This is a genomic window from Desulfovibrio fairfieldensis, assembly GCF_001553605.1.
GTDB classification, from domain to species: domain Bacteria; phylum Desulfobacterota; class Desulfovibrionia; order Desulfovibrionales; family Desulfovibrionaceae; genus Desulfovibrio; species Desulfovibrio fairfieldensis.
The window spans coordinates 227,421-251,337 of the sequence record NZ_CP014229.1 but is presented as its reverse complement, the minus strand read 5'-3'; the positions used below and the strand labels follow the sequence as shown (position 1 = coordinate 251,337).

The 23,917-nt window shown below is 63.6% G+C and carries 24 protein-coding genes; 11 read left to right on the top strand and 13 right to left on the bottom strand.

Annotated elements, in window-relative coordinates:
• Positions 1–282 precede the first annotated feature (282 nt).
• The 4 genes from AXF13_RS01110 to AXF13_RS01095 form a co-directional block, all read right to left on the bottom strand.
• Positions 283–516, bottom strand: a complete 234-nt coding sequence (locus tag AXF13_RS01110; protein ID WP_008686285.1) for a hypothetical protein — start codon at positions 514–516, stop codon at positions 283–285.
• Between the two features lie 90 nt (positions 517–606).
• Positions 607–2,139: a fused MFS/spermidine synthase gene (locus AXF13_RS01105; RefSeq protein WP_062251317.1), complete on the bottom strand. Its 1,533-nt coding sequence runs from the start codon at positions 2,137–2,139 to the stop codon at positions 607–609.
• Positions 2,140–2,330: 191 nt separating this feature from the next.
• On the bottom strand, positions 2,331–2,762 hold the full coding sequence (gene tadA, locus AXF13_RS01100) for a tRNA adenosine(34) deaminase TadA (protein WP_050801284.1): 432 nt from the start codon (positions 2,760–2,762) through the stop codon (positions 2,331–2,333).
• 71 nt (positions 2,763–2,833) lie between these two features.
• Positions 2,834–3,502: an LOG family protein gene (locus AXF13_RS01095; RefSeq protein WP_008686290.1), complete on the bottom strand. Its 669-nt coding sequence runs from the start codon at positions 3,500–3,502 to the stop codon at positions 2,834–2,836.
• Positions 3,503–3,749: 247 nt separating this feature from the next.
• Between AXF13_RS01095 and AXF13_RS01090 the strand changes: the two genes are divergently transcribed.
• The 6 genes from AXF13_RS01090 to AXF13_RS01065 are packed head-to-tail and all read left to right on the top strand — an operon-like array spanning position 3,750 to position 8,659.
• Entirely contained in the window at positions 3,750–5,360 is a 1,611-nt protein-coding gene (locus AXF13_RS01090) for an MBL fold metallo-hydrolase RNA specificity domain-containing protein (protein ID WP_062251316.1), read from the top strand.
• Positions 5,361–5,367: 7 nt separating this feature from the next.
• Positions 5,368–5,919, top strand: coding sequence for a 16S rRNA (guanine(966)-N(2))-methyltransferase RsmD (rsmD, locus tag AXF13_RS01085; RefSeq protein WP_062251315.1), 552 nt, complete (start codon positions 5,368–5,370; stop codon positions 5,917–5,919).
• Entirely contained in the window at positions 5,916–6,455 is a 540-nt protein-coding gene (coaD, locus tag AXF13_RS01080; protein ID WP_008686293.1) for a pantetheine-phosphate adenylyltransferase, read from the top strand. The genes rsmD and coaD overlap by 4 nt, the downstream gene beginning before the upstream one ends.
• Entirely contained in the window at positions 6,455–7,414 is a 960-nt protein-coding gene (gene miaA, locus AXF13_RS01075) for a tRNA (adenosine(37)-N6)-dimethylallyltransferase MiaA (protein ID WP_062251314.1), read from the top strand. The genes coaD and miaA overlap by 1 nt, the downstream gene beginning before the upstream one ends.
• 4 nt (positions 7,415–7,418) lie before the next feature.
• Entirely contained in the window at positions 7,419–7,991 is a 573-nt protein-coding gene (locus AXF13_RS01070; RefSeq protein ID WP_062251313.1) for a GNAT family N-acetyltransferase, read from the top strand.
• On the top strand, positions 7,988–8,659 hold the full coding sequence (locus AXF13_RS01065) for a B3/B4 domain-containing protein (protein WP_062251312.1): 672 nt from the start codon (positions 7,988–7,990) through the stop codon (positions 8,657–8,659). Before AXF13_RS01070 ends, AXF13_RS01065 begins: the two co-directional genes overlap by 4 nt.
• Positions 8,660–8,738: 79 nt before the next feature.
• Here the strand turns inward: AXF13_RS01065 and AXF13_RS01060 are convergent, their stop codons facing one another.
• The 5 genes from AXF13_RS01060 to AXF13_RS01040 all read right to left on the bottom strand — a co-directional run bounded on the left by AXF13_RS01060 (position 8,739) and on the right by AXF13_RS01040 (position 14,601).
• Positions 8,739–9,788, bottom strand: coding sequence for an ABC transporter substrate-binding protein (locus AXF13_RS01060; protein ID WP_062251311.1), 1,050 nt, complete (start codon positions 9,786–9,788; stop codon positions 8,739–8,741).
• Between the two features lie 213 nt (positions 9,789–10,001).
• Entirely contained in the window at positions 10,002–12,386 is a 2,385-nt protein-coding gene (locus AXF13_RS01055; protein WP_062251310.1) for a glycyl radical protein, read from the bottom strand.
• A 51-nt stretch (positions 12,387–12,437) separates the two neighbouring features.
• Positions 12,438–13,358, bottom strand: coding sequence for a glycyl-radical enzyme activating protein (locus AXF13_RS01050; RefSeq protein WP_062251309.1), 921 nt, complete (start codon positions 13,356–13,358; stop codon positions 12,438–12,440).
• An 8-nt stretch (positions 13,359–13,366) separates the two neighbouring features.
• The gene (locus AXF13_RS01045) at positions 13,367–14,170 is read right to left on the bottom strand and encodes an SDR family NAD(P)-dependent oxidoreductase (RefSeq protein WP_062251308.1); all 804 of its coding nucleotides are present in this window, start codon (positions 14,168–14,170) and stop codon (positions 13,367–13,369) included.
• Between the two features lie 71 nt (positions 14,171–14,241).
• Positions 14,242–14,601: a cupin domain-containing protein gene (locus AXF13_RS01040; RefSeq protein WP_062251307.1), complete on the bottom strand. Its 360-nt coding sequence runs from the start codon at positions 14,599–14,601 to the stop codon at positions 14,242–14,244.
• Between the two features lie 209 nt (positions 14,602–14,810).
• Here AXF13_RS01040 and AXF13_RS01035 point away from each other — a divergent pair, with 209 nt between their 5' ends.
• The gene (locus AXF13_RS01035) at positions 14,811–15,587 is read left to right on the top strand and encodes an IclR family transcriptional regulator (RefSeq protein WP_062251306.1); all 777 of its coding nucleotides are present in this window, start codon (positions 14,811–14,813) and stop codon (positions 15,585–15,587) included.
• Positions 15,588–15,687: 100 nt separating this feature from the next.
• On the opposite strand, the gene AXF13_RS01030 is transcribed toward AXF13_RS01035, so the two are convergent.
• The 4 genes from AXF13_RS01030 to AXF13_RS01015 form a co-directional block, all read right to left on the bottom strand.
• On the bottom strand, positions 15,688–16,854 hold the full coding sequence (locus AXF13_RS01030; RefSeq protein WP_062251305.1) for a hypothetical protein: 1,167 nt from the start codon (positions 16,852–16,854) through the stop codon (positions 15,688–15,690).
• A 60-nt stretch (positions 16,855–16,914) separates the two neighbouring features.
• Positions 16,915–18,198 carry a TRAP transporter large permease gene (locus AXF13_RS01025; protein ID WP_062251304.1) on the bottom strand — a complete coding sequence of 428 codons (1,284 nt, stop codon included), beginning with the start codon at positions 18,196–18,198 and terminating at the stop codon, positions 16,915–16,917.
• Positions 18,199–18,254: 56 nt separating this feature from the next.
• On the bottom strand, positions 18,255–18,767 hold the full coding sequence (locus AXF13_RS01020) for a TRAP transporter small permease (RefSeq protein ID WP_062251303.1): 513 nt from the start codon (positions 18,765–18,767) through the stop codon (positions 18,255–18,257).
• A gap of 90 nt (positions 18,768–18,857) precedes the next feature.
• Complete coding sequence (locus AXF13_RS01015; RefSeq protein ID WP_062251302.1) at positions 18,858–19,886, bottom strand: TRAP transporter substrate-binding protein; 1,029 nt, start codon at positions 19,884–19,886, stop codon at positions 18,858–18,860.
• A gap of 459 nt (positions 19,887–20,345) precedes the next feature.
• Here AXF13_RS01015 and AXF13_RS01010 point away from each other — a divergent pair, with 459 nt between their 5' ends.
• Genes AXF13_RS01010 through hmcD form a run of 4 tightly spaced genes read left to right on the top strand, consistent with a single transcriptional unit; the run spans position 20,346 to position 23,826 of the window.
• Positions 20,346–21,329 (top strand): nine-heme cytochrome c, encoded by a 984-nt coding sequence (locus AXF13_RS01010; RefSeq protein WP_008686307.1) that lies wholly within the window; start codon positions 20,346–20,348, stop codon positions 21,327–21,329.
• A gap of 15 nt (positions 21,330–21,344) precedes the next feature.
• On the top strand, positions 21,345–22,448 hold the full coding sequence (gene hmcB / locus AXF13_RS01005) for a sulfate respiration complex iron-sulfur protein HmcB (protein WP_008686308.1): 1,104 nt from the start codon (positions 21,345–21,347) through the stop codon (positions 22,446–22,448).
• Complete coding sequence (hmcC, locus tag AXF13_RS01000; RefSeq protein WP_008686309.1) at positions 22,449–23,663, top strand: sulfate respiration complex protein HmcC; 1,215 nt, start codon at positions 22,449–22,451, stop codon at positions 23,661–23,663.
• A gap of 16 nt (positions 23,664–23,679) precedes the next feature.
• Entirely contained in the window at positions 23,680–23,826 is a 147-nt protein-coding gene (gene hmcD, locus AXF13_RS16975; RefSeq protein ID WP_009303442.1) for a sulfate respiration complex protein HmcD, read from the top strand.
• Positions 23,827–23,917: the final 91 nt, after the last annotated feature.

Sequence of the window (23,917 nt, the reverse complement as noted above, 5' to 3'; positions counted from 1 at the left end):
CCTCTCCCGCCAGCGAGCCTTCACGCTTTGCGGCGAGGACGGCACGCGGCGTGCCGCGAAGACCGACCCGACGGGCGGCCCATAGGGCCGTGCCTGTAGCCCAAAGGGCGTACAGGCATCGAGAGCAACGCGGCGTGGATTCAGGCGAAGCGACCGAAGGCAGCCCCAAGGGCTGTCATCGTTGGCGACGACGGAGCCATACGGGGATCGACAGCAACGATAACCACGTTTTTCGCCGGAATGCCGACTTTGAAATTTTACAAATTTCAAAGTTAATCTGCTCTAGACGCCGGTAAAATTCGCCAGCACGCCCTTCACGGTTTCGGGCAGCTCGGGCTGCTGCACCACCATGTCCGCCGGGCCGGGGCCGTAACGGTTGGAGGTGGTCTGCGCCGTGGCGGTCATGGCCATCAGCCGTTCGGACATGGTCAGATCCCGTCCGCTGCTCATTTTCCGCCCCAGCATGGTCAGCACGTTTTCCGTGATGTCCACGGGTTTGACGTTGTTGTGTTCCATAGCACGGCCTCCTTCTGTGAATGCTAACCTACAGATTTCATCGGCATACCGCAAGACGGCTTTTGGGACGCCGGGGGAAAGCGCCCCGGCTCACTGCCGCAGCAGCATCAGGGCGTAGCGCTCCACCGGCGCGAAGTCGTCGGTAAGCGCGGGAATGTCCGCCGGTATGACCCCGGCGTAGCGCACGGCCAGCATGGCGTCCGTTTCCGGGGCCGGGGGGTCTGTCGCCCCAGCCGCTGCGTCCGCCGCCGGGGGCGCGGCATCGGGAACGGCTTCCGGAAACGCCAGCAGCATCAGGTTCTGCACCTCGCCGGGCCGGTCAGGTCTGCCCACGCAGTACACGCGCACCTCGGCAAAGGCGGCGGCCAGCGCGTGGCAAATGCCCCGGAACAAGCGCCCGTCCGGCCCCTCCACCGCCGAGATCACATTCATCAGCAGGGCTCCCCCCGGAGCCACGGCACGGCGCAGAGCCCGGGCGGCCTCCACGGTACCCATCTGGAAGGGTACGGAATAGTGCGAATTGAAGACATCCACGAAAACCAGATCATAACGCTCGTTCTGGCGGTTGAGAAAGGCGCGGGCGTCCTCGTGCCGCACCGTGAGGCGGGCATCGTCCCTCAGGCCGAACCAGCGCCGGGAGCTTGCGGTCATGGCCGGGTCCAGCTCCACCACGGTCAGGCGCAGACGCGCGGCGTCCAGCCCGCTTTTGCCCGACAACAGCCACTTGGGCACGGAATAGCCCCCGCCGCCGAGCATCAGCACCTTGCGCGCGCCCGGCACATGGCGCGGCCCCAGGGCGTAAAAACGGGTATAGTCGAAATACAGCTCGTCCGGGGCGTCCAGCAGCATGCCCGACTGGCTGTAGCCGGGATCCGTGGCCATCAGGCGCACGGCCCGGCCGTCCCGGGCGCGGTCCACGCCTTCCATGATCCGGATGCTGTTGTACGGGCTCTCCACCAGGCGCACGCCGCCCTTTTCCGCCAGCCATTGCCCGTAAAGCCCGTCCTGCCAGGCCAGCAGGATACAGAGGATCAGCAGCAGGAGACGCGGCCAGGGCCGGGCCGGGGCGTTGCAGAGGGAAAGCAGCAGCATGCAGAGGGCCACGCCCCAGAGAATGACCGTGCTGCCGAAAAAGGAAATCAGCACAAAGCCGCCCAGAAAGGTGCCCAGAATGCTGCCCGCCGTGGACAGGGCATAGAGCCGTCCCACCGTGGCCCCGGCGGTGTCCACGTCCGCGATGCGCAGGCGGATTACATAGGGAGTGATCATGCCGAAGAAAAAGGCGGGCAGGGCGAAAATGCCCAAGGCGGCGGCCACGGCGGCCAGATACAGGTTGCCCACGGCCTGGGTCACGCCCGCTCCCAGCGCCGTATGGCAAAAAGCCGTAAGCGCGCAGCCCAGTCCGGCCCCGGCCAGGGCCTGGCCCAGCCCCCGGCGGGAGAGAGTCTTGTCCGCGAAGCGGCCTCCGGCCCAGGCCCCCAGCGCCAGACAGGCCAGCACCACGCCGATGAGGCTGGTCCAGACAATGGCCGAGGTGCCCACGTGCGGGGCCAGCACCCGTCCACCCACCATTTCCAGCACCATGACCAGCGCGCCGCTCAAAAAAACCGTCAGTTCCAGCATACCCGGTCCTTTTTCCGGCGGAGAGGCGTTCAATCAGGAGAATACGCCGCCCGCCGCGCTCCGAAAACGCCGATTACCGGCCTTTTTGTCCTCTGCCCGCGTCCGGCTCACTCCGCGCGACGGCCGGGTCCGAATATACTCCCCCCGCCCGCGGTTCGCGGTCCTTGGCAAGGAACAAAAATCTTCACTACTCAACGTTTCCTTTCGAAAAAATCACGCAACAGGGCCGCACAGGCCTCGGCCCGCACCCCGCCCATATGCCAGACCCGATGATTGCAGAAGGGAGCGTCCAGATATTCGGCGCGGGAAATCACGGCTCCGGCCAGATCGTCGGCCGCGCCGTAAACCACGCCAGCCAGACGCGCATGCACCAGGGCCGCCGCGCACATGGCGCAGGGCTCCAGGGTGACCGCCAGCACGCAGCCGGCCAGGCGGTAATTGCCCAAGGCCGCGCCCCCGGCGCGCAGGGCCAGGATTTCGGCGTGGGCCGTGGGATCGTGCCGCCGCACGGGCGCGTTGCCGGTCCGCGCCAGGATATGCCCGCCGGGCCCGGCCAGAACCGCGCCCACCGGCACTTCCCCGGCCTCGGCCGCCAGCCGGGCCTGATCCAGGGCCTGATCCATCAGCCCCTCCCAGCTCAGGCCCGGCGGCGGATCGGGCACGGGCCCGGCGGGCGCGAACACGCGCGGGGCCGCTACAAAATAATGATCTTGCACAAGTGGTTGACCACTTCCTCGGGCGTGTCGCAGACCGTGACCAGCTTGTCGATCTCCGTCTCATGGATGAAGCCGCCGGCCGCCATGCTTTTGCGCAGCCACTCCAGCAAGCCGCTCCAGAAACGCGAATCGTACAGAATGATGGGGAATGGCCGGGTGCGGCCGGTCTGGGCCAGCACAAAGGCCTCGGAAAGCTCGTCGATGGTGCCCATGCCGCCGGGCATGACCACATAGGCCATGGCGTATTTCACGAACATGAACTTGCGGATGAAAAAATAACGGAAATTGCAGCGGGTTTTCACATACTTGTTGCAACCCTGCTCGTGCGGCAGTTCGATATGCAGGCCCACGGACTCGCCCCCGGCCTCAAAGGCCCCCTTGTTGGCCGCTTCCATGATGCCGGGGCCGCCGCCGGTGATGACGCCGAAGCCCGCGTCCACCAGCATGCGGGCGATTTTTTCGGCATCCTGGTATTCCTGCATGTCCGGCGTGCAGCGGGCCGAACCGAAAATGGAGATGCAGTTGACCTTCAGGGCATTGAGCTCGTCCAGAGCGTGCACCATTTCCGACATGATCCGGAAAGTGCGCCAGGATTCGGTGGTCACGGAGCTCAGGTCATCCACTATGTTCTGTCGTAGTTCTGGCATGGTTGTTCCTTACTGGAGATTAGGCATTTCACATTGAAAATGTGTAACTGCTTTGGCGGTAGCGTGAGCTGGCGCCCGCGCGTAAAACCGGTTTCACTATATGTGAGCCGGGGCGCGGCGGCAAGAGCGCGGCGAACCGGCGTCAGTTTGACACGGCGACGGGCTTGCGGCTATGTGAAGCATTGCCGCAATGCCGTGCCGACGCACGCTGCGGCCTCTGCCCATCCACCACCCATTCGGAGTGCATATGAAAGTACAGTTTCTGGGCGCGGCCAAGACAGTCACCGGTTCCTGCTACATGATCGAGGCCTGCGGCAAGCGCTTCTGCGTGGACTGCGGCATGCACCAGGGCAACAAGGCCATTGAGCAGCGCAACCGCGACATCAAGCCCTATCTGCCCGGCAATATTGATTTCATCCTGATCACCCATGCCCACATCGACCACTCGGGCCTGCTGCCCCTGCTGGTCAGGGACGGCTTTGACAAGCCGGTCTACTGTACCAAGGCCACCAGCGACCTGCTGGAAATCATGCTTCAGGACAGCGCCCACATCCAGGAAATGGAAGCCCAGTGGGAAGCCAAAAAATACGACCGACGGGGCCTGAAAAATCCCCCGGCCGCGCTCTACACGGTGGAGGACGCCCAGAAGGCGGCCACCCTTTTCCAGCCCGTGGACTACCACAAGTCCTTCGAGCCCGCGCCGGGCATCCGGGTGACGTATTACGACGCCGGGCATATCCTGGGTTCCGGCTCCCTGCGTCTGGAAGCCGAGGAAAACGGCAAGACCACCAGCATGATCTTTTCCGGCGATATCGGCCGTCCCCAGTCCCTGATCGTCCGTGATCCGGAAAGTCCGCCCAGGGCCGACTACGTGTTCATGGAATCCACCTACGGCGACCGCAATCACAAGAACGAGAGCACCAGCGCGGAGGAACTGGCCGATGCCGTGGCCTACAGCTACGCCAAGGGCGAAAAGGTCATCATTCCGGCCTTTGCCGTGGAGCGCACCCAGGAAGTGCTCTACTGTCTGCACATGCTCAACAGCCAGGGGAAGTTGCCTGAAAACATGCCGGTTTTCGTGGACAGCCCCCTGGCCATCCGGGCCACGGAAATTTTTGAGCGCAACCGCGAACTTTTCGACGAGGACGCCAAGGCCCTGCTGGGCAACGGCGACGATCCCTTCTCCCTGCCCAACCTGCACTACACGTTGAGCACCGCCGAATCCCAGGCCATCAACGAGTTCAGCGGCCCGGCCATCGTCATTTCGGCCAGCGGCATGTGCAATGCCGGGCGCATCAAGCACCACCTCAAGCACAACATCTGGAAGCCCGGAGCCAGCGTGGTCTTCGTGGGCTACCAGGCCGTGGGCACGCCGGGCCGCAAGCTGGTGGAGCACGCCAAAAAGATCACCCTTTTCGGCGAAGACATAGAAGTGGCGGCGCGCATTTTCACCATCAACGGCTTTTCCGGCCACGCGGGCCAGAGCCAGCTGCTGGACTGGCTGGCCCCGCTCGCCGGCGACGGCACGCAGGTGGTGCTGGTGCACGGCGAAAATTCCGCCCAGACCACGCTGGCCGGATTGATCCGGGAGCGTTTCAAGGTCACGCCGCTGATCCCCGGCTATCTGGAAGAACTGGTCCTGGAAGGCGGGCGCGTGGCCCAGACCGTGCTGCACGAGCGCGAGGCCCATCCCAAGGTGGACTGGGACTTCCTCACCGGCGAAGTGGAGCGCAAGTGGGGCATGTTCAAGGGCAAGCTGGCCGATGTGGAACGCCGCCCCTGGGTGGAACAGACCGAATTGCAGGAGGCCCTGGCCAAGATGGATTACGCCATGACCCGCCTGCTTTCGCGCATGTAGGCGCTGTATGCGGATCATTGCCGGCGGCCTGGGCGGCCGCGTGCTGAAAACAGTGGAAGGCGAGGGCTACCGCCCGGCCATGGGCCGCACCCGCGAGGCCCTCTTCTCCATGCTGGCCGCGCGCGGTCTGGTCTGGAGCGAGGCCCGCGTGCTGGACCTGTTCGCGGGCAGCGGCAGTCTGGCCTTCGAGGCCTTGAGCCGGGGCGCGCCCAATGCCCTGCTGGTGGAAAACGCGGCCCCGGCCATGCGCTGTCTCCAGGAAAACGTGGCGGCCCTGGGCCTGGAAGGGCGGGCCCGGCTGGCCAAGGAGGATGTGCTGCGCTTTCTCAAACGCCAGCCGCCCGAAGGCTTTGACCTCGTCTTCATGGACCCGCCCTACCGCAAAAATCTGGCGGAACCGGCCCTGCGCGCCCTGGCGGACAGGGGCTGGCTCGCGCCCGGAGCTTTTGTCACGGCGGAAATAGAAAAGGACGTCGCGCTCACGCCGCCCGCTTCCTTCAACCTTCTGGCCGAGCGCCTTTTCGGCCAGACGCGCATCTGCATCTGGACGGCATCATGAAAACAGCCCTCTATCCCGGCACCTTCGACCCGCTGACCAACGGCCATCTCAGCCTGATCCGGCGCGGCTGCGACGTCTTTGACCGGATCATCGTGGCCGTGGCCGACAATACCCCAAAATTCCCGCTGTTCAGCCATGAGGAACGGGTGGAAATGGCCCGCGAGGCCCTCAAGAACGAATCGCGCGTGGTGGTGGAGCCCTTTTCGGGCCTGACCGTTGAATACGCGGCCCAGCGCGGGGTCTGCGCCCTGTTGCGCGGCCTGCGCGCGGTGTCGGACTTCGAGTATGAATTTCAGCTGGCCCTGATGAACCGCCGTCTTCAGCGCCATATCCAGACCGTGTTCATGATGACCGACTATCAGTGGCTGTTCATCAGCTCGACCATCGTCAAGGCGGCGGCCAGCCACGGCGCGGACGTCAAAGGCCTGGTGCCCGAAAACGTGCGCCGCAAGCTGCTGGAAAAATACGCCAACGGCGAAGTGCGCCGGGCCACGCCCTGTCTGGCCGCGCCGCACGGGGGATTCCGCGTTTCGTAATGGCCGGGGAATCCACGCCGCCCTTTGCCGCGCCGGTCATCTGTCTGGCCGGTCCCACGGGTTCGGGTAAAACCGCCGCGGCCCTGGCCCTGGCCCGCGAGCTGGACGGGGAAGTGATCAATGCCGACTCGCGCCAGGTGTACGCCGACTTTCCGCTGATCACGGCCCAGCCCTCGCCGGAAGAACGCGCCTGTTGTCCGCATCACCTCTATGGTTTTCTGCCCGCGCGGCAAAAAATCAGCGCCGGGCAGTGGGCGGAGCAGGCGGCGGCCAAGGCCCGCGAACTGCTGGCGCGCGGCAAGACCCCGTTGCTGGTGGGCGGCACGGGCCTGTATTTTCAGGCCCTGCTGCGCGGCATTGCCGACATCCCGCCCCTGGACCCGGCCATCGGCGCGCGCCTGGAAGCCCGCCTGGACGCTGAAGGCGCGCCCGCCCTGCATGCCGAACTGCGCAAGGCGGACCCGGTCTATGCGGCGCGCATCCACCCCAACGACCGCCAGCGCATCGCCCGCGCCCTGGAAGTCCGGGAAGGCACGGGCCGTCCTTTCAGCTGGTGGCATGAAAACGCCATGGCCGCCCCGCTCTGCCGGGGGCCGCTGCTGGTGCTCAACGCCGACCTGGCCTGGCTGGAGCCGCGTCTGGCCCGCCGTCTGGACCTGATGCTGGCCGCCGGGGCCCTGGAGGAGGCGGAAAAGGCGCGCGCTCTCTGCGACGACCCGGCCGCGCCGGGCTGGTCGGGCATCGGCGCGGCCGAAGCCCTGGCCCATTTGCAGGGCCGGATCAGCCTTGAGGAATGCCGCCGCCTCTGGCTGCGCAATACCCGCGCCTATGCAAAACGCCAACTGACATGGTTCCGGGCCCGGCCCGAAGCAATCTTTCTGCCGCCCGACGATGTGGCGTCCATCGTGGAGCAGGCGTGCCGCAGCCGGGTCGGCAATTCCGCCCTGTGCATATCATAATCGTATGAACGCGCGTCTGATTCTGGAAACGCCGCGCCTGGCCCTGCGGGAAATGACGCCGGACGACTTCCCCGCGCTCTGCGCCATGCTGCGCGACCCTGAGGTGATGTACGCCTACGCCCACGCCTTCAGCGAGGCCGAGGCCCGGCAATGGCTGGACAGGCAGTTGCAACGCTACCGTGAAGACGGCTTCGGCCTCTGGGCCGTGACGCTCAAAACGGAAGGCGGCCTGCCCGGCGAAATGATCGGCCAGTGCGGCCTGACCCGGCAGGACTGCCCGCCCGTCTCGCGGGAGCGCGTCCTGGAAGTGGGCTATCTGTTCCGGAAAAGCCGCTGGCACCAGGGCTATGCCACGGAGGCCGCCCGGGCCTGCCGGGATTACGCCTTCACGGTTCTGGACGCCGGGGAAGTCTTTTCCATCATCCGGGACAACAACGCCGCTTCCCAGGCCGTGGCCCGCAGAAGCGGCATGAGGCCCGGCGCGCGCTTCATCAAGCGCTATTACGGCCTGGACATGCCGCATGTGGTTTTTTCCGTCACCCGCTCCCACCGGCGGGAAATAAAGGAAGGCAGATGATCTCTCCCCAAATCGGCATCGACCCCGCTCTCAAGGCTCTCTGGCCCGAGGCCCGTCTGGCTTGTCTGACCTGGCGCACCCTGCCCGCTCCGGAAAATCCGGCGCTCTGGAGCTTTTTTACTCAGGAAATCCTGCCCGGCCTGAACGCGACGCTTCAGGACACGCCCTTGGCCGAACTGCCCAACCTGGGGGCATCCCGCCGGGCGTACAAGGCCTTCGGCCGCGACCCGGGACGCACGCGCGTCTCCTCCGAAGCCCTTTACCGCCGCATCCGCCAGGGCAAGGACCTCTACCGCATCAACAGCGTGGTGGACGCCAACAACCTGGTTTCGCTGGAAACCGGCTTTTCCCTGGGCTCCTACGACCTGGCCCGCCTGGAGGGCGGCCTGCTCTTCCGCCTGGGCGAAGCCGGGGAAATGTACGCGGGCATCGGCAAGGACGGCATCGACCTGGCCCGCCTGCCCCTGCTGGCCGACGCGCGCGGCCCCTTCGGCAGCCCCAGCAGCGATTCGCAGCGGGCCATGATCTCGTTGGAAAGCCGGGATATTCTGACCGTCATTTACGGCTTTTCCGGACAGGAGGAAGTTGAGGCCGCCCTGGCCCTGGCGCAGAAACGCCTGACGGATTTCGCCGAGGCCGAGAACTGCGCTGTTTCCACGGTTTGCTGAGCAAAGCCCCCGCCGCGCGGTCGGAGGATGAGGCTGGCCGCGCGGCGGGGAGCGGCCGGGAGGGCCTGTGGGAACATCGTCAGGGTAAAAAACGGGGCGTTACGAGGGGCAGGCTTTCCAGCTCTCCAGCCTCCCTGCTGCTGAGCGCTCCGGTTTTTTTGTGAAAGGCGATCACGTCTTTCAGCCAGTCCCGCAACGGCCCTTCAGGCCGCGCGGCGTCGGCCTCCACGCCGCCCAAAAGCGCCTTCTGCTTTTCCAGGGGGAAAAGCAGGTGCGTTTCCAGCTCCCGGCGGGCGTTGGCGGCGGACAGGGCCTTACCGGCAAACTCCCGCTGGAAGCGCTGGTACAGAAGCGCGAGTTCTTCCACGGGCATCTTCCCGAAGCTCTCGACGGCTTGCAGATAGCTGCGCAGATAGGCCGTGATCCGTTCCGGGTGCTTATCGGCATAGCCGCGCTCCGCGAGCAGCAGCACGGGCTGCGCGATGCCGCTTTTCCGCCCGTCCGTGAGCCTGAACAGACCGAGCTCTTCCGCCGCATAGGTCGCCGGAGCCCAGAGGGCCGCCGCTTCGCCCAGGCCCTTGGCCAGGGCCCGCACAGCCTCGTCGGGCTCGACGTCCACAATGGTCACATCCGTGTCCCGCAGGCCCATGCCGTCCAGCCAGGCCAGCAAAAGCTGGTGCGCGCTGGTGCCCAGGGGACAGAGCACTGTTTTGCCGCGCAAATAGCGCGCCGCCCCGCCGCCGTTCAGCCGCGCCAGGGGACTGGATGCGCGCGCGTACACGGCGTTGGACGCGGCCTCCTCCGTGCCGACGCCCACCACATAGACATCCTTGCGCAGCAGGGCGCGCAGGGCGGGCACGCCGCCGCAGGCCGCCAGATTCCAGCCGTAGGCGTGCATATTGTCCACCAGCAGCCTGCCGGTGGGAAAAGGACGGAGTTCCACGGCCGGGTTGTTTTCCCGGTCCCATTGGCGGTCATGGGCGTACCAGGCCGCAAAAGCCTCGAATTCAGCCAGCCAGGCGGTGCGCAGAGGCGCGGGCCGCGCATGATCCGCGGATTGCGCGGGCGCCGCGGAAATCAGGAGACAGGAAATCGCCAGACAGGCCCACAGCGGGCGGACAAACTGCATGATCTTTCTCTCCTGCGGTCCGCTCCTGCCGGAAACGGACCGCGAAAAACATATGGTCGCGAGATTCTATAGTATTAACAGTCTCTTGGAGCTGTTTCTAAATTAGGATTTTCGCTCTCTGCCAAGGAAGCGAGCCCTGGGCGGAGGGAGTATATTCAAACATATTCGGCCTTCGCACGGGGCGAGCCCGAAAGGACAATTTAGAAACAGCTCCTAAAGTTCGTGCGCGGTACGGCTCAAGATATCCTCCTGGATTTCGCGGCTCAACTCCACGAAATAGGCGCTGTACCCGGCCACGCGCACCAGCAGGCTCTTGTAGTCCTCGGGCCGGGCCTGGGCGCAGCGCAAGACCTCATGGCTGACCACATTGAACTGCACGTGGAAGATGTCCAGGTCCAGAAAGGTCTTCAAAAAGGCGGAAAGACGCTTCCTGCCCTCCGGACCGGCCAGCACCTGCGGCGTGAGCTTGATGTTCAGCAGCGTGCCGCCGTCGATGCTTTCGTGCGGCATTTTGCCCAGAGACTGCAAGATGGCCGTGGGGCCCAGACGATCCTGCCCCTGGGAGGGAGAGCAGCCGTCGGCCAGGGGCCGCCAGGCCCTGCGTCCCGAGGGCAGGGCCGCCACGGCCATGCCCTGCGGCACATTGGAGGAAACCGGATACAGGGCGGGCAGCTTGTGATTGCCGAGCTTGCCCCGGTAGGAATCAATCTCGTTGATGATGACGCCGCACAGTTCGATCATCACGGCATCGGCTTCGTCGTCGTTGTTGCCCCACTTGGGCGCGTCCTCCTCCAGGATGCGCCGGATGCCCTCATAGCCCCGGAAGTCGGCCTTGACGGCCGCCACCAGTTCGGCCATGCCGAAACGCTGTTCCTCAAAGACGATCTTTTTCACCGCGGCCACGGAATCCACGAAATCGCCCACGCCATTGCCGTTCATGCCCGGCCCGGTGTTGAATTCCGCGCCGCCGTGGGTGAGATCCCGCCCGCTTTCCAGGCAGCCCAGGGTGAACATGGAAGCCACAGGATTGGGCAGGTACTGGTAGTGCAGCTCCTCCAACACGTTCTGGGAGATGGAGAACCGGCGCAGCAAATGACGCAGTTGGGCATGGAGAGCGGACCTGAATTCCTCGTAGGTCTTGAATTCCGCCGCGTCGCCCGTTTCCGGGCCGAGCCGCTTGCCGCTTTTCAGATGTACGCCGTTGGTCAGGGTGAACTCCACGGCGCTGCCCAGGTTGTAGTGCCCCGCCGAACTCCACTGGTAATGCCGCCCGGCCAGTTGCGCCTCCACGCAGCCGATGGGGGCCCAATCCCGCGCCAGGTGGGCGGGAATGCCCTTCTTAAGCAACATCTTGTAGCCCACATCGTCGCTGAAGACCGCCGGAAAGCCGGAGCCCGTCTGTACCAGTTCGGCCACTTTCAGAAAGAATTCTTCCGGATTCTTCTTGCTGATGCGCACGGACAGGGAGGGTTGGACCATCCGGACGTCGATGCTCGCCTGAAGCATGAGATAGGTCAGCGTATTGACCGCGTCCCGGCCGTGGGTGTCCAGGCCGCCCAGCGCGATGTTCTGGAAGGCGCAGAAGCCGGAATAATGCCTGGCGGCGGGCTCGTTCCAGTACCAGATCTGCTCGCCCATCTTGACCCACAGGCATTCGATGATTTCCAGGGCTTCCTCGTCGCAGAGGCCCCGCTGCCGGTCTTTTTCATAGAAAGGCAGCAGATACTGGTCCAGCAGGCCGGGGGAATACCCGCCCGCGTTGCCCTCGATGAACAGGCCCACAAAGACGAAATAGACCATTTGCAGCGCCTGATGCAGGGTTTCCGGCGGGTTGTGGGCCAGGTGCGCGCAGACCCGCGCGATGCGCTCAAGATCCGCACGGCGTTTTGGCCCGGCTCCGGACATCTGCGCTTGGGCTTCCCGGGCGTGGCGCTCGCAAAGAATGGAAAAGCCTTCGCAGCAGATAATCACCGAACGCCAGAAATCCCGCCGGGAGAAATTTTCGATCGTATTGAAGTCCAGTTCGGCCAGCTTTTCCTCGGCCCGGCGTCTGATGCCGTCAAAACCCAGGGGCAGGATCAGCTGCGGCAGGGCGGGCACCATGTCCCCCGGCACGCATTCGATCTTGACGTCATTATCGCACACGCCGCCCACGGCCACCATTTCGCGCACGTCCTCCGGGGCCCTGGCATTCCAGAAATCCCGCAGGGTCTTGCCCCGCCAGTAGGGGTACACCTCCTCCCGGTAGCATTTTTTCTGCTCCTCGCTGATCTGGTAAGGATCCTGAGGACGAGTGCTCATGGTGTCCAGTTCATCGTAAAACCAATTGTTGGACAGCTCCGGATTGACGTGGATGCTCCGCGCCACGGCCCCGGCATTGCCCACAATGAGTTCGTCAGGCTGGATGGTGATGGTTTTTGTGGCACAGTGCTCCTTGAAGGCCACGGCTCTGCGGATGATCATGGGTTCGCTTTCCGTGGCCTTGAAAATCCGCGTCTTGGACAGGGCCCCTTCAATGCAGACGCCGGGCCTGTGGGAGAAAAACTGGCTCTTGAGCCGCCCGATCCGTTCCAAGCGTGCTTCCTTGGTGAGTGACATGGTCGATCTCCTTAACGGAAGTAAAAATGCAGGGCGCGCCGCCCCCGAATATCAGGCGGCGCAAAAAATCTTCAATCCCCCGGCGCGGCCGCGCAGCCGCCGCACGGCCGCCTCCGCCTCGTCACGGGGCATGGGCGGCGTATCCCCGAGGCCGTACTCCCGGCCGAGCATGGCATATTTGTCCTTGCCCAGGCGGTGGTAGGGCAAAACCTCCAGATCCACTGTTTCCGGGCCGCCGGGCAGGCCGCCCAGATACGCGCCGTAGGCTTCGAGATGCGCGGCATCGTCGTTCAGGCCCGGCACCAGGGGCAGGCGGACATGCACCGGCTTGCCCGTCTCGGCCAGAAAATGCGCCAGATTCTCCAGGATCAGGCGGTTGTCCTGCCCGGTGAGCCGCCTGTGCCGCACGGGGTCCAGATGCTTGATGTCGTAAAAAATCACGTCCGCGGCCAGGGCCAGGGCCCTGAAATGCTCATAGGGAGCGAAACCCGAGGTCTCGATGGCCGTATGGATGCCCAGAGCGGCGCAGCGGCCGCACAGTTCCACGGCAAACGCGTGCTGCGACAGGACCTCCCCGCCGGAAAGGGTGACCCCGCCGCCGGAATTGCGGTAAAAAAGCATATCCTTCTTGATGCGCACAAGGACCTCGTCCAGGCTGTATTCGCGCCCGGCCATAAGCAGGGCTTTGCCGGGACAGGTTCCGGCGCATCGGCCGCAGGCGTCGCACAGGGCCCGGTCGAGACGCGGCGGGCCGGACTCCGCGCGTATGGCCCCGCGCGGGCAGAGATCCGCGCAGCGGCCGCAGCCCAGGCAATCGTTTCTCTTTTGCAGCAGCTCCCGCCCAGGATTCTGGGTGGTGGGGTTGGAGCACCAGCGGCAACGCAGAGGGCAGCCCTTGAAAAAAACCGTGGTCCGGATGCCCGGCCCGTCATGCAGGCTGTAGTGCTGGATATTTTCAATCAGGGCTTTCATGGCCGCGCCTACAGAACAAGGTTGTCGAACTCTTCCCGGTGCCGGTCCCGCAGGGCATACAGCTTGGCCAGTTCCACGCTGGCCCGGCGCTCCACGTCCCCGGCGCACTCCAGAAGCACGTCCATGACCCGCACGGAAGTCCCCAGGGAAAGCAGCCAGCGCACGGTGCAGGCGATGTCCTCGGGCTGGATCATCTTTTCCGGCGCCAGGGAGGCGCCCTCGCCCGCGGCCATATCCGTATTGACCCAGCCGGGGCAGATGGTGGTCACGCTTATGCCCCCGGCCGAAAGCTCCCGGTAGGCGGACTCTCCCAGGCCCATGAGCCCGAACTTGGAGGCCGAATAGCCCCCCAGCCCGGCCACGGCCACCTTGCCGTTGCGCGAGGCCACATTGATGATCCGCCCTTGTCCCTGCTTGAGCATCACCGGGATGATCTCGCGCATGAACAGAAAGGGCGCGCGCAGATTGACCGCCAGAAGTCGGCTGAAAACGGCCTCGTCCAGGTCAAAGCTGCCGGGGATGCTGATGCCCGCCCCGTTGAAGAGCAGATCCACACGGCCGTGCCGGGCGGCAATGGCCGCGGCGGCGAGACGCACGGCTTCGGCGTCGGCCAGGTCCACGGCCTCAATGTCCGGCAGGTCCGCCCCGGCCAGGGAGCGTTGCGCGGCCAGCTCCGCGCGGGCCGCTTCCAGGTTTTCCCGGCTGTGCGCCACAAGCACCAGCCGGTATCCCCAGCCCGCGAGCTCGCGGGCCACGGCCTTGCCTATTCCCCGGCTCCCTCCGGTCACCACGGCTACAGGAGTTTCTTTCATATCCGCCTCCACGTTGCTGCATGCTGAAATTTTTTCGCCGCGCCCACGCCCGTCCTCGGAATTGATCCTCTTCAGGACCGCGCGGGCACGGCACAGACAAAGGCTTTTTTGACATAGTTCGCCACATGCCAGATTGTGCGCGTGCCGTAGGGGATGAGAAAGCTGTCGCCGGGGCGCACCGTGACCCGCGTGCCGTCGGCATGTTCAATGACCGCCTCGCCCTCCAGAATGCTGCACATCTCGTCCGTGGCATGGGAAGGAATGGCGAAACTGCCCTTTGAGCAGTCCCAGATGCCGGCCGCAAGCGTGCCGTCAGGCCGCGCGAAGCAACGCCAGACGTTGGCGCGGGGCTCTCCGTCCACAGGATTGGGCGCGGGCCCTTCCGAATGCCCGGCCGGCGCGCTTTGATCAAAAAGAATAATTGTGTTCACGGCGGCATCCTTTGTTCATATATTATCAACTTTTTTCCATTATTATATACTACTTCCCCCTTTGTCAAACCCTGAATCAAGAAAAAGTCGACGCCGGGAAAAAAATAGAGTAACCTTAATCAAACTGAGCTTCAGCCCCGAAGACACTGGTTTGCGGCACGGCCGCCCGGCGCGGATTTTCCGCGTCCAACTTTGCTTGTGAGAAGAGTATGGCCCAGAACAGCAACGCTTTTGTCCAGACGTTTGAAAAAGGCCTGCAAATACTTGAATATCTGGTGGAGGAAAAAACCGTTTCCGTGACCGGCGTGGCAAAACGCATGGGCATTCAGAAAAGCGCCAGCTACCGCTTTCTCAACACGCTCCGGCTCCACGGCTATGTGGACAAGGATCAGCACAACAGCTACCGCCTCACGGACAGATTGAGCAAATTGGGCAAGGGCATGGTGCCCAAGCGGGAATTTTACAATATCGTCGCGCAGTTTCTGGACAACCTGGCAAAGAAGAACAAAGAGAACAACGGCATCTGCAATCTGGGCATGTGGAACGGCAAGGAAATCGTCTACATGGTCCAGAGCGCCAACGACAAATATATGCTCCTGACCGTGGGAAGCACGGTTCCGGCCTACTGTTCCGCGCTGGGCAAGGCCGTACTGGCCTATCTGCCCGACGAGGCCTTGGAAAATTATATCCAGCGCACCGAATTCGTCACCTTCACGGAAAGCACGGTGAACAGCGCCGAACGCCTGCGCGCGGATCTCCAGGCCGTGCGCGAAAAGGGCTATGCCCTCATGGACGACGAGCTCTACCCCGGCCTCAAAGGCCTGGCCATGCCGGTCATCAACGGCAGCGCGCCGGTCCGCTACGCGGTCAGCGTCACCCAGACCATCTACGGTCCCGCGGGCCAGCTGGTGGAGCAAATGCTCAAGCCCCTGCAGGAAACAGTGCAGGACATCGTGGCCTGCATGGAGATCCATGCCGACCAATAGCGCATTGCACGTATTTCAAAGGCGAATTGCCCCAGGGCCTGTCCGTTGCGGGATCAGAGCCGGAGCGTCCCACGCGCGGGACCGTTGAGGCGTTCCGGGTTCAGTACGTTGCGATCCCTTTTCTTTCCAGCAGGGCCGCGAAAGCGTCAGTGATCTCCCTGAAGGCCTCAAGCATGGTGTCGGGTCTGAACTCCTTGTAGCGCCAGTTGATGCCGAAAACCTCCTCCACCACGCGGATGCAATGCTCCGTGGCTCTGGCCGCGCCGTCCGCTCCCGTGGGCTCAAAGCCCTCGCAACGGTTGGCCCCGTACATGATTTCCAGCATGCCCTCCCGGCTCAGATCCGGCGGAGTCACGGCCCGCGCGCCGGCAGCGTCCACCCATACAGGGCAGCCCGCCGGAAGCCCTTCGGGCCCCGGCGCGTGCAGCAGCGCGCCCGCGTCGTAGAGCATGGCCTTGATCACCTGCATGGCCGAGGCCGCCACGCACTGCTGGTTGACTTCGGAAAGCAGGGGCATGCGTTCGGGCACGCGGGCCCAGAGGTCCTTATCCACATCCAGTTCGGCGGTAATGTCCCTTTTGTTCTCCTCGACCTTCAGATAATAGGGGATGCCGGGAGCCAGCGCTCCCTCCTGGAAAATCTGCATGCACATGCAGTGATGCCCCACCAGGGTGATGTCCACGGCTTCGGGCCGCGTACCGCGCTTTTCGGCCACAACGGCCTTGAGCATGGGTTCGAAAAGCGAGACGTTGCCCACGCCCACCGTGGGGGCCAGGCCCACCTTGCCCAGAATCTCGTGCAGATAGTCCGGGCCGGACACGTTGACCACATGCGCGCCGGGCAGAACCTGTTTGACCGTCTTCATAAGATTATAGAGCAGCACGCCGTGCCCCGGCGCCCAGGGCCGAAGGCCCGAGCCCTCCGGCGCGCCGTAGTAAATCCGCCGCGCCAGGTCATGGGGCAGGCGGTGCAGATGCCACCAGGAAAGCAAGGTGGTGGCATTGAAGATCACGTCCGGCCGGTAGCGTTCCAGGGCCTCGGCAATGGCCTCCGTATCCAGCATATCGATGCCGAAGCCGGCCACGTCGGGAAACCGCCTGTATTCCTGCAGAAAATAACTGTCCGCGATCAGGCTGTTGGCGACCCGGCGGGCGTGGTCCGCGCGAATGTCCCCCACCGCCACCCGGACGCCGGGCAGCCTGCCCGCCAGATGGGCCGCGTAGGTGCCGACCCCGCCCAGTCCCAGAATCATCAGCGTCTTGTCCATGAAAAACCTCCTCGCCCAGCACGGGCCGGAACTCTCATCCTTATGGGAACAAACAAGCCCCTAGCGGACAAAATGCACCAGAAAAAGCGATATCTGCGGGAAAAACGTGACCAGGATCAGGGCCAGTACCTGCACGCCGAGAAAGGCCCAGGCCTCGCGCATGATGTTGCCGATTTTCTCCTTGCAGATGGGCGCGGCGATCCAGAGCTGCGGGCCCATGGGCGGCGTCACCTCGCCGATGATGGAACAGAACACGGCCAGCGCGCCGTACAGGGCGGGGTCGATGCCCAGGCTCATCACGCTGGGCAGAAAGAGCGGCAGCACGATGACCACCATGGGAAAGCTGGAGAAGAAAAAGCCCATGACCAGAAGCATGGCCTGCACGGCAAGCAGAAAGCCGGTGGGCCCGAGCTCCAGGTCGATGACCCACTGGCTGATCATCTGCGGCAGGCCCACATAGCCCAGCACCCGGCCGAAAAGCTCGCCGCCGATGACCAGGAAGTAAATCATGCTGCTCAGGCGCACGGTCTCCACCAAGGAGTCCATGAAGACCTGCCGGGTGATGCCCTTGTAGACGAGCGTCCCCAGGGCCAGTGAATAGATGCAGGCCACTGCCGCCGCCTGGGTGGGGCTGAATATGCCGGAGTAAATGCCGCCGAGCACGATGAGCGGCATGAGCAGAATGGGGAATGCCTTGCGGAAGGCCTCCAGGCGCGCCGCCGGACCGGCTTTTTCTCCGCCCCGGTAGCCCCGTTTGATGGAAAGGTACACGGTGAGCAGGCACATCAGGACCGCGGCCAGCAGGCCTGGCCCCACCCCGGCCGCGAACAGGTCGGCGATGGAAATGCGGTTGCTGGCCCCGAAAATGATCATGAACACGCTGGGCGGGATGACGGCCCCCAGCCCGGCGGAGGTCACGGCCAGGCCCGAGGCGAAGGCGCGCGGATAGCCCGAGGCCGCCATCATGGGCACGAAAATGGTGCCGATGATGGCCAGACAGGCCGTGGCAGAACCGGAAATGGAGCCCAGGAAAGCCGCGAAGATGCAGATGGCCACGGCCATGCCGCCGGGCAGATGCCCCACCAGGCGGTTGATGCAGTCCCGCAGATGCCCCATGCCGCCGCTGGAAAGAATCAGATTGCCCGCAAAGATGAAAAAGGGCATGGCCAGCATGGGATAGCCGCTGATGGTGGTGAAGAAGATCTGGGAAATGTTGCCTACCGGGAAATCCATGACATGGATCATGATGGCTATGGAGCCGATGCTGAACGTCACGCACAGCGGCGTTCCCAAGAGGAAAAGGATGACAATGGTCAGCAGGGCGAAGTAGACGAAAGTGTCCATGCCGTTCTCCTGGTGTCTGATTGCATAAATTTCGAGCGCGGGCGCGGATTCCGGCTTTATTCCTCCGGCTCTTTTTCTTCAGGCGCGTATTTGCCGCGGACCACGACCCAGAGCCGGTACACGGCGAATACGGTGAACATGGCCATGCCCAGGCCCACGCAGCTTTCCACCAGCCAGCGCGGCACGGGCACGCAACGGACAATATTCATATTGAATTCAATACATTGAGAGATGAAGATAAAGCCGCTCCAACTGATGACCACGCCGAACGCGATGGTGGCGAAGCAGCTGATGATGTCGCAGGCCTTGCGGGCGGGCCCGGGCAGGGCGTTGCGGAGCATGTCCACTGAAACGTGGTCTCCGTCGGGCAGAATGGGACCGGCCACCATCATGACGGCCCAGATGGTCAGCCAGACAGGCAGGTCGTACATGAGGTCGATGGAAAAATGGAAAAGCGTGCGGCAGACGATTTCCGCGAAATTGACAAGAATGCCCGCAAAGAAGACCAGACCCCAGAATTCGATCCAGCGGCGCTTGAGTTTGGCCCCGGCATGGCTGTGATGTGACATGGCTCTTCCCCTTTCCGCCGCAATGCGGCGGACGGGCCGGGCGCGGCCGGTACGGGCATGCCGTCCCCGCCGCGCCCGGCCGTAAACGGGTTATCCGGCGGTGGTCCTGATGGCCTCCAGCAAGGCGGGGTCCACGCCCCTGACGAATTCGTCCGTGGCCTGCCGCAGGGCGGCTTCCCACTCGGCGCGGGCCTCGGGGGTCATCTTCACCAGGATGGTGTCCGGATTTTCATCCCACCACTTGAGGATGCGCTGCTCCTCGTCCTCGAAATACTGGTGCACGTCCGTGGCCGCGATGACGAATTCCAGGGCCTTGCGTTCGCTTTCGGGCAGGGAATCCCACCACTTGCGGTTCACCACCAGAGCCTGCGGGCAGAAGCCCAAGGGCACGGGAAGCATGTACCTGGTCTGGCGGGGCAGATCATAATAGGTGTAGCCGAAGATATCGTTGGTCAGACCCTCGATCATGTTGGTCTGCAGGGCGGAAACCACCTCGGTATACGGCAGGGCCACGCCCACCAGGCCGAGGGCCTTGAAGGCATTGGCGTAGGACTGCTGGCCGGAATAGCGGATCTTCTGATTCTTCATGGCCGCCAGAGAGTCCGCCGGGCCGTTCTTGGTCCAGATCCAGAAGTGGCCGATGGAATTGGTCCACTTGAGAATCCTGAAGCCCTTGGTTTCAGCCAGGCTTTCCTGCTTGGCCTTCCAGGCCGGGGTGTCCATGGCCCGCAGGAAGTGGGCCATGTCCTTGAAGACGCCCGGCGCGGTGATCACCCGCCAGTCCGGGTCGAACTGTTCAATGAACTGGGGCAGGGTGTAGGTGAACTGCCCCGCGCCCGTGGCCACGGCGTTGATCGCGTCGGCCGGGGACTTCACCACGTCGCCCACCCAGCGCATCTTGTATTTGCCGCGCAGGGCGGGATGGTTCTGCATATTGAAATCAAGCGCGCCGTAGTAGATGCCCACGGCCTGCCCTTCGGCATAGGAAGAGGCGGAGCTGTAGGGCTCGGGAAAAAGCAGTTTCACCTCCTTGGCCGCGGCCGAGGCCGGGCGGGCGGATCCACACAGGGTCAGGGCGCACAGCGCCAGCATGCAGGCCATGGTTTGCAACAACTTCATCGCACTCTCTCCTTGATATGGTCACTGCCGGTTATGGGGACTCCGCCCCGTGAAGCACATCGGTATCACTTGGAAAGGAGACTGCCGGGCAGGGCCGGAATGGTTGTGGATTGCGGTTCATGACAGGGCGCATTATGGGTTTTGTTATTTTTAAAGCAAAACAATTCATTTATTGTGAATAATAGGCCAAGCCAAACCGGGTGTCAAGCCAGCTTCCCGGCCCGTTTCCTTCTCGCGCGGGAAAATGCGGTTTTTTTGCGAAAACTTTCTCAAAGCCTTGCCTTTCAGGCGCGAGAAGCCTTCCCAATGCGCGCCCCCTCCTTGACGTATCTCCCGCCCTGAGCTAACTTTGCCGCAATCTAAGTGTTTGTCCCCCGCTGGAGGGCGGGGGCCGGAGGTGACCCGCGCGCTTGCCGCGCCGGGAATTGGGGTAATGTCTGTATGCAAAAGGACAAGCACATGAGGAATGGCACAACACTGCTTCTGCTGGCGGCTATGGCCCTGGCTGGCGCGGCGTGTCTGACGTCCTGGGGGGCGGGGTCTGCGTCCGCGGCTTCCCTGGAACCCACGGACAGCGGCGCGCCGTCGGCCATGGTCATCTTTCCGGTCGGCGAAAAGCCCAATCCCAAGGGCGCGGCCATGAAACCCGTGGTTTTCAACCATCTCGTCCATGAGAAAAAAGTCGAAAACTGCGAGTCCTGTCACCACACGGGCGATACCGTGGCCTGTACCACCTGTCATACGGTGGAAGGCAAAGCCGAGGGCAACTTCATCACCCTTGAGCGGGCCATGCACGCCCCCAAGATCGCCAAGCGCGCCAAGGGCAACACGCCCCAAAGCTGTGTGAGCTGTCACGAGCAGCAGCTCAAGCGGCGTGAATGCGCCGGCTGTCACGTGCTGGTCAAGCCCGTGCGCAACGACGCCTGGTGCGCCGTCTGCCATACGGTGGCTCCGTCCATGACCAAGGAGCAGATGCAGCAGGGCATCGCCGGGGATCTGCCCGCCGAACAGAACGAGGAACTGGCCGCCGAAACCGTGCTGGCCAAGAAGCCCGTGCCCTATCTCTCGCCCATGATGGCCCCCTACAAAGTGGTCATCGACGCCCTGGCCAAAAAATACGAGCCCAGCGTCTTTACCCACCGTCGCCATGTGAACTCGCTCATGGAGCGCATTAAGGACGACAAGCTGGCCCAGGCCTTCCACACCAAGCCGGAAACGCTCTGCTCCGCCTGTCACCACAACAGCCCGCTGTCGGCCACGCCGCCCAAGTGCAGCAGCTGCCACACCACGAGCATTGATCCCAAGAATCCGGACCGTCCCCGGCTCAAGGCCGCCTATCATCTGCAGTGCATGGGTTGCCACAAGGCCATGAAGGTGGGCCGTCCGAAAAATACCGACTGCACCACCTGCCATAAGCAACGCGCCCCGCAGCGCGCCGACTAGTACGGAGAAACGCATATGAATCGCAGAAAATTCCTGACCATTCTGGGCAGCGCGGGCGTGGTTTCGGCATTGGGCACGGCGAAGGTGGCCGAAGCCAGCGTGCACACCTTCCCCTACTATGACGACAGCTACGGGGTGCTGCACGACACCACCCGCTGCATCGGCTGCCGCCGCTGCGAAGCGGCCTGCAACGAGGTGAACCACCTGCGCAAGCCGGCCAAACCGTTCAGCGACCTTTCGGTTACCGACACCCGCCGCCGCACCTCGGCTTACGAGTGGACCGTGGTCAACAAATACGAGATGAACGGCAAGCCGGTGTTCCGCAAACTGCAGTGCTTCCACTGCAACGACCCGGCCTGCGCCTCGGCCTGCTTCGCCAAGTGCTTCCAGAAACTGCCCGACGGCACCGTGGCCTACGACGGCTCGCAGTGCGTGGGCTGCCGCTACTGCATGGTGGCCTGTCCCTTCTATGTGCCCGGCTTCCAGTATGACGAGGCCTTTGACCCGCTGGTGCAGAAGTGCACCTTCTGCGAGCCCCGCCTCAAAGAAGGCAAACTGCCCGGCTGCGTGGAAGCCTGTCCCGTGGACGCGCTGACCTTCGGCAGGCGCAGCGACCTGATCAAGGTGGCCCGCGCCCGCATCGCGGACAATCCCGGCAAGTACGTCAACTACATCTACGGCGAATTCGACGCCGGCGGCACCGCCTGGATGGTGCTGGCCCCGGCCGCCGAGGGAGCGCCCGTGCCGCCGGATGACCCGACACTGGCCAGCCCGGATCTGAAACAGCTCGGTCTGGACACCCACCTGGGCAACCGGCCCATGGGCGAACTGACCTACGGGGCGCTGGGCGCCGTGCCCATGATCGTGGCTTTCTGGCCCGTGCTCTTCGGCGGGGCCTACGCCATGACCAAGCGCCGTGAGGCCATGAGCAAGCTGGAACAGGACAAAATGGCGAAGGAGGCCAAGGAAGACGTGGCCGCCGCCGTGGACGCCGCCGTGCGCAAGATTGAGGAAACCGAAGGCGAAGGCGCGGCCGAGCGTGCCCGCCGGGCCATGACCGAGGCCCTGAAGGCTCGGGAAGCCGAGGCGGCGTGCTCCAAGCACGGGGAGGATAAGTAGATGGAAAACCACAGCATCGTCATTCCCACCAAGGACAAACTGTTCAATCTTGATCCGCTGCTGCGGCGGACTCCGGGCAATATCCTGACGTGGATCATCCTCACTGTGGGCCTGATCATCACCATCATCCGCTTCACCCAGGGCATCGGCTCGGTGACCAACCTGGACGACAACCAGCCCTGGGGCCTGTGGATCGGCTTTGACCTGCTCTGCGGCGTGTGCCTGGCCGCCGGCGGCTACTTCACCACCGTGGCCTGCTACGTCATGGGCATGAAGCATTTCCACTCGGCGGTGCGCCCGGCCGTGACCACGGCCTTCCTGGGCTACGCCTTTGTGGTGGTGGCCCTGCTGTACGACCTGGGCCATCCGTTGCGTCTGCCCTACATGTTCTTCTTCCCCGGCACCACCTCCGTGCTCTTTGAAGTGGGCCTGTGCGTGGCCACCTACGTCACGGTGCTCTTCATCGAATTCTCCGTGGCGCCCATGGAATGGCTGGCCCAGAAGTTCCCCTGGCTGATCAAGTGGCGCAAGCTGGTCATCCGCTGCACCATCCTGCTGACCATCTTCGGCGTGACCCTCTCCACCCTGCACCAGTCCTCACTGGGCTCGCTCTACCTCATCGCGCCTGAAAAGCTGCATCCGCTCTGGTACTCGCCCTTCATGCCCATGTTCTTCTTTGTCAGCTCCATGGCGGCCGGCGCCTCTATGGTCATCTTTGAGGGCATGTTCGCGCACAAGGGCGTGCACCAATACATGGACGCCACCCACCTGCGCGAGGCCGACGGCGTGGTGCTGAGCTTCTCGCGGGCCGCGTCCTTCATCCTCTTCGCCTACTTCATGCTCAAGCTCATCGACATGCTGGTGCAGGCCAATCTTCCCTATCTCTTCACGGGATACGGGGTCTGGTGGCTGGTGGAGATGCTCTTCTTCGTGCTGATGCCCGCCCTGCTCTACGCCAAGGGCGCGCGCGACGGCAACGTCAGCCTCTGCCGCTTCGCCTCGGCCAATGCGATCATCGGCATCGTGCTCAACCGCTTCAATGTCTCCATGATCGCCTTCAACTACAACCTGCCTCCGGCGGAACGGTACTTCCCGAGCATCTGGGAAATCTGCATCTCCATCTTCGTGGTGACCATGATCGTGACCGCATACCGCTTTATCGTCTACAATATGCCCGTGCTCTACGAACATCCCGACTTCAAGGATGCCCACTAGACACAAGGAGAAGACCATGGAATTCCATACCTTTTATGACTACTTCCTGTACACCAAGAGTTGGGCTTACGTCATGATGTTCGTCGTGCTGCCTCTCTACGTGCTGTACTGGAACTTCGTGCTCTTCCCGGACAAGAAGAAAGGCAACAACAGTCCCAAGTAGCAGGGCGCAAGCAAGGCGGGGCCGCAAGGCCCCGCCTTTTTTCATGCCGCGCGTGCCTCGCGGGCGCGCCTGTCCCGCTGAGGTTCGCCGC

Coding starts and splice junctions, on each gene's coding strand:
- AXF13_RS01055 (WP_062251310.1), bottom strand. CDS start 12,386: ATGTCACTCACCAAGGAAGCACGCTTGGAACGGATCGGGCGGCTCAAG.
- AXF13_RS01025 (WP_062251304.1), bottom strand. CDS start 18,198: ATGGACACTTTCGTCTACTTCGCCCTGCTGACCATTGTCATCCTTTTC.
- tadA (WP_050801284.1), bottom strand. CDS start 2,762: ATGGATCAGGCCCTGGATCAGGCCCGGCTGGCGGCCGAGGCCGGGGAA.
- AXF13_RS01020 (WP_062251303.1), bottom strand. CDS start 18,767: ATGTCACATCACAGCCATGCCGGGGCCAAACTCAAGCGCCGCTGGATC.
- AXF13_RS01010 (WP_008686307.1), top strand. CDS start 20,346: ATGAGGAATGGCACAACACTGCTTCTGCTGGCGGCTATGGCCCTGGCT.
- AXF13_RS01090 (WP_062251316.1), top strand. CDS start 3,750: ATGAAAGTACAGTTTCTGGGCGCGGCCAAGACAGTCACCGGTTCCTGC.
- AXF13_RS01045 (WP_062251308.1), bottom strand. CDS start 14,170: ATGAAAGAAACTCCTGTAGCCGTGGTGACCGGAGGGAGCCGGGGAATA.
- AXF13_RS01110 (WP_008686285.1), bottom strand. CDS start 516: ATGGAACACAACAACGTCAAACCCGTGGACATCACGGAAAACGTGCTG.
- hmcB (WP_008686308.1), top strand. CDS start 21,345: ATGAATCGCAGAAAATTCCTGACCATTCTGGGCAGCGCGGGCGTGGTT.
- AXF13_RS01065 (WP_062251312.1), top strand. CDS start 7,988: ATGATCTCTCCCCAAATCGGCATCGACCCCGCTCTCAAGGCTCTCTGG.
- coaD (WP_008686293.1), top strand. CDS start 5,916: ATGAAAACAGCCCTCTATCCCGGCACCTTCGACCCGCTGACCAACGGC.
- hmcD (WP_009303442.1), top strand. CDS start 23,680: ATGGAATTCCATACCTTTTATGACTACTTCCTGTACACCAAGAGTTGG.
- AXF13_RS01095 (WP_008686290.1), bottom strand. CDS start 3,502: ATGCCAGAACTACGACAGAACATAGTGGATGACCTGAGCTCCGTGACC.
- AXF13_RS01070 (WP_062251313.1), top strand. CDS start 7,419: ATGAACGCGCGTCTGATTCTGGAAACGCCGCGCCTGGCCCTGCGGGAA.
- hmcC (WP_008686309.1), top strand. CDS start 22,449: ATGGAAAACCACAGCATCGTCATTCCCACCAAGGACAAACTGTTCAAT.
- AXF13_RS01030 (WP_062251305.1), bottom strand. CDS start 16,854: ATGGACAAGACGCTGATGATTCTGGGACTGGGCGGGGTCGGCACCTAC.
- rsmD (WP_062251315.1), top strand. CDS start 5,368: ATGCGGATCATTGCCGGCGGCCTGGGCGGCCGCGTGCTGAAAACAGTG.
- AXF13_RS01105 (WP_062251317.1), bottom strand. CDS start 2,139: ATGCTGGAACTGACGGTTTTTTTGAGCGGCGCGCTGGTCATGGTGCTG.
- AXF13_RS01035 (WP_062251306.1), top strand. CDS start 14,811: ATGGCCCAGAACAGCAACGCTTTTGTCCAGACGTTTGAAAAAGGCCTG.
- AXF13_RS01015 (WP_062251302.1), bottom strand. CDS start 19,886: ATGAAGTTGTTGCAAACCATGGCCTGCATGCTGGCGCTGTGCGCCCTG.
- AXF13_RS01060 (WP_062251311.1), bottom strand. CDS start 9,788: ATGCAGTTTGTCCGCCCGCTGTGGGCCTGTCTGGCGATTTCCTGTCTC.
- miaA (WP_062251314.1), top strand. CDS start 6,455: ATGGCCGGGGAATCCACGCCGCCCTTTGCCGCGCCGGTCATCTGTCTG.
- AXF13_RS01050 (WP_062251309.1), bottom strand. CDS start 13,358: ATGAAAGCCCTGATTGAAAATATCCAGCACTACAGCCTGCATGACGGG.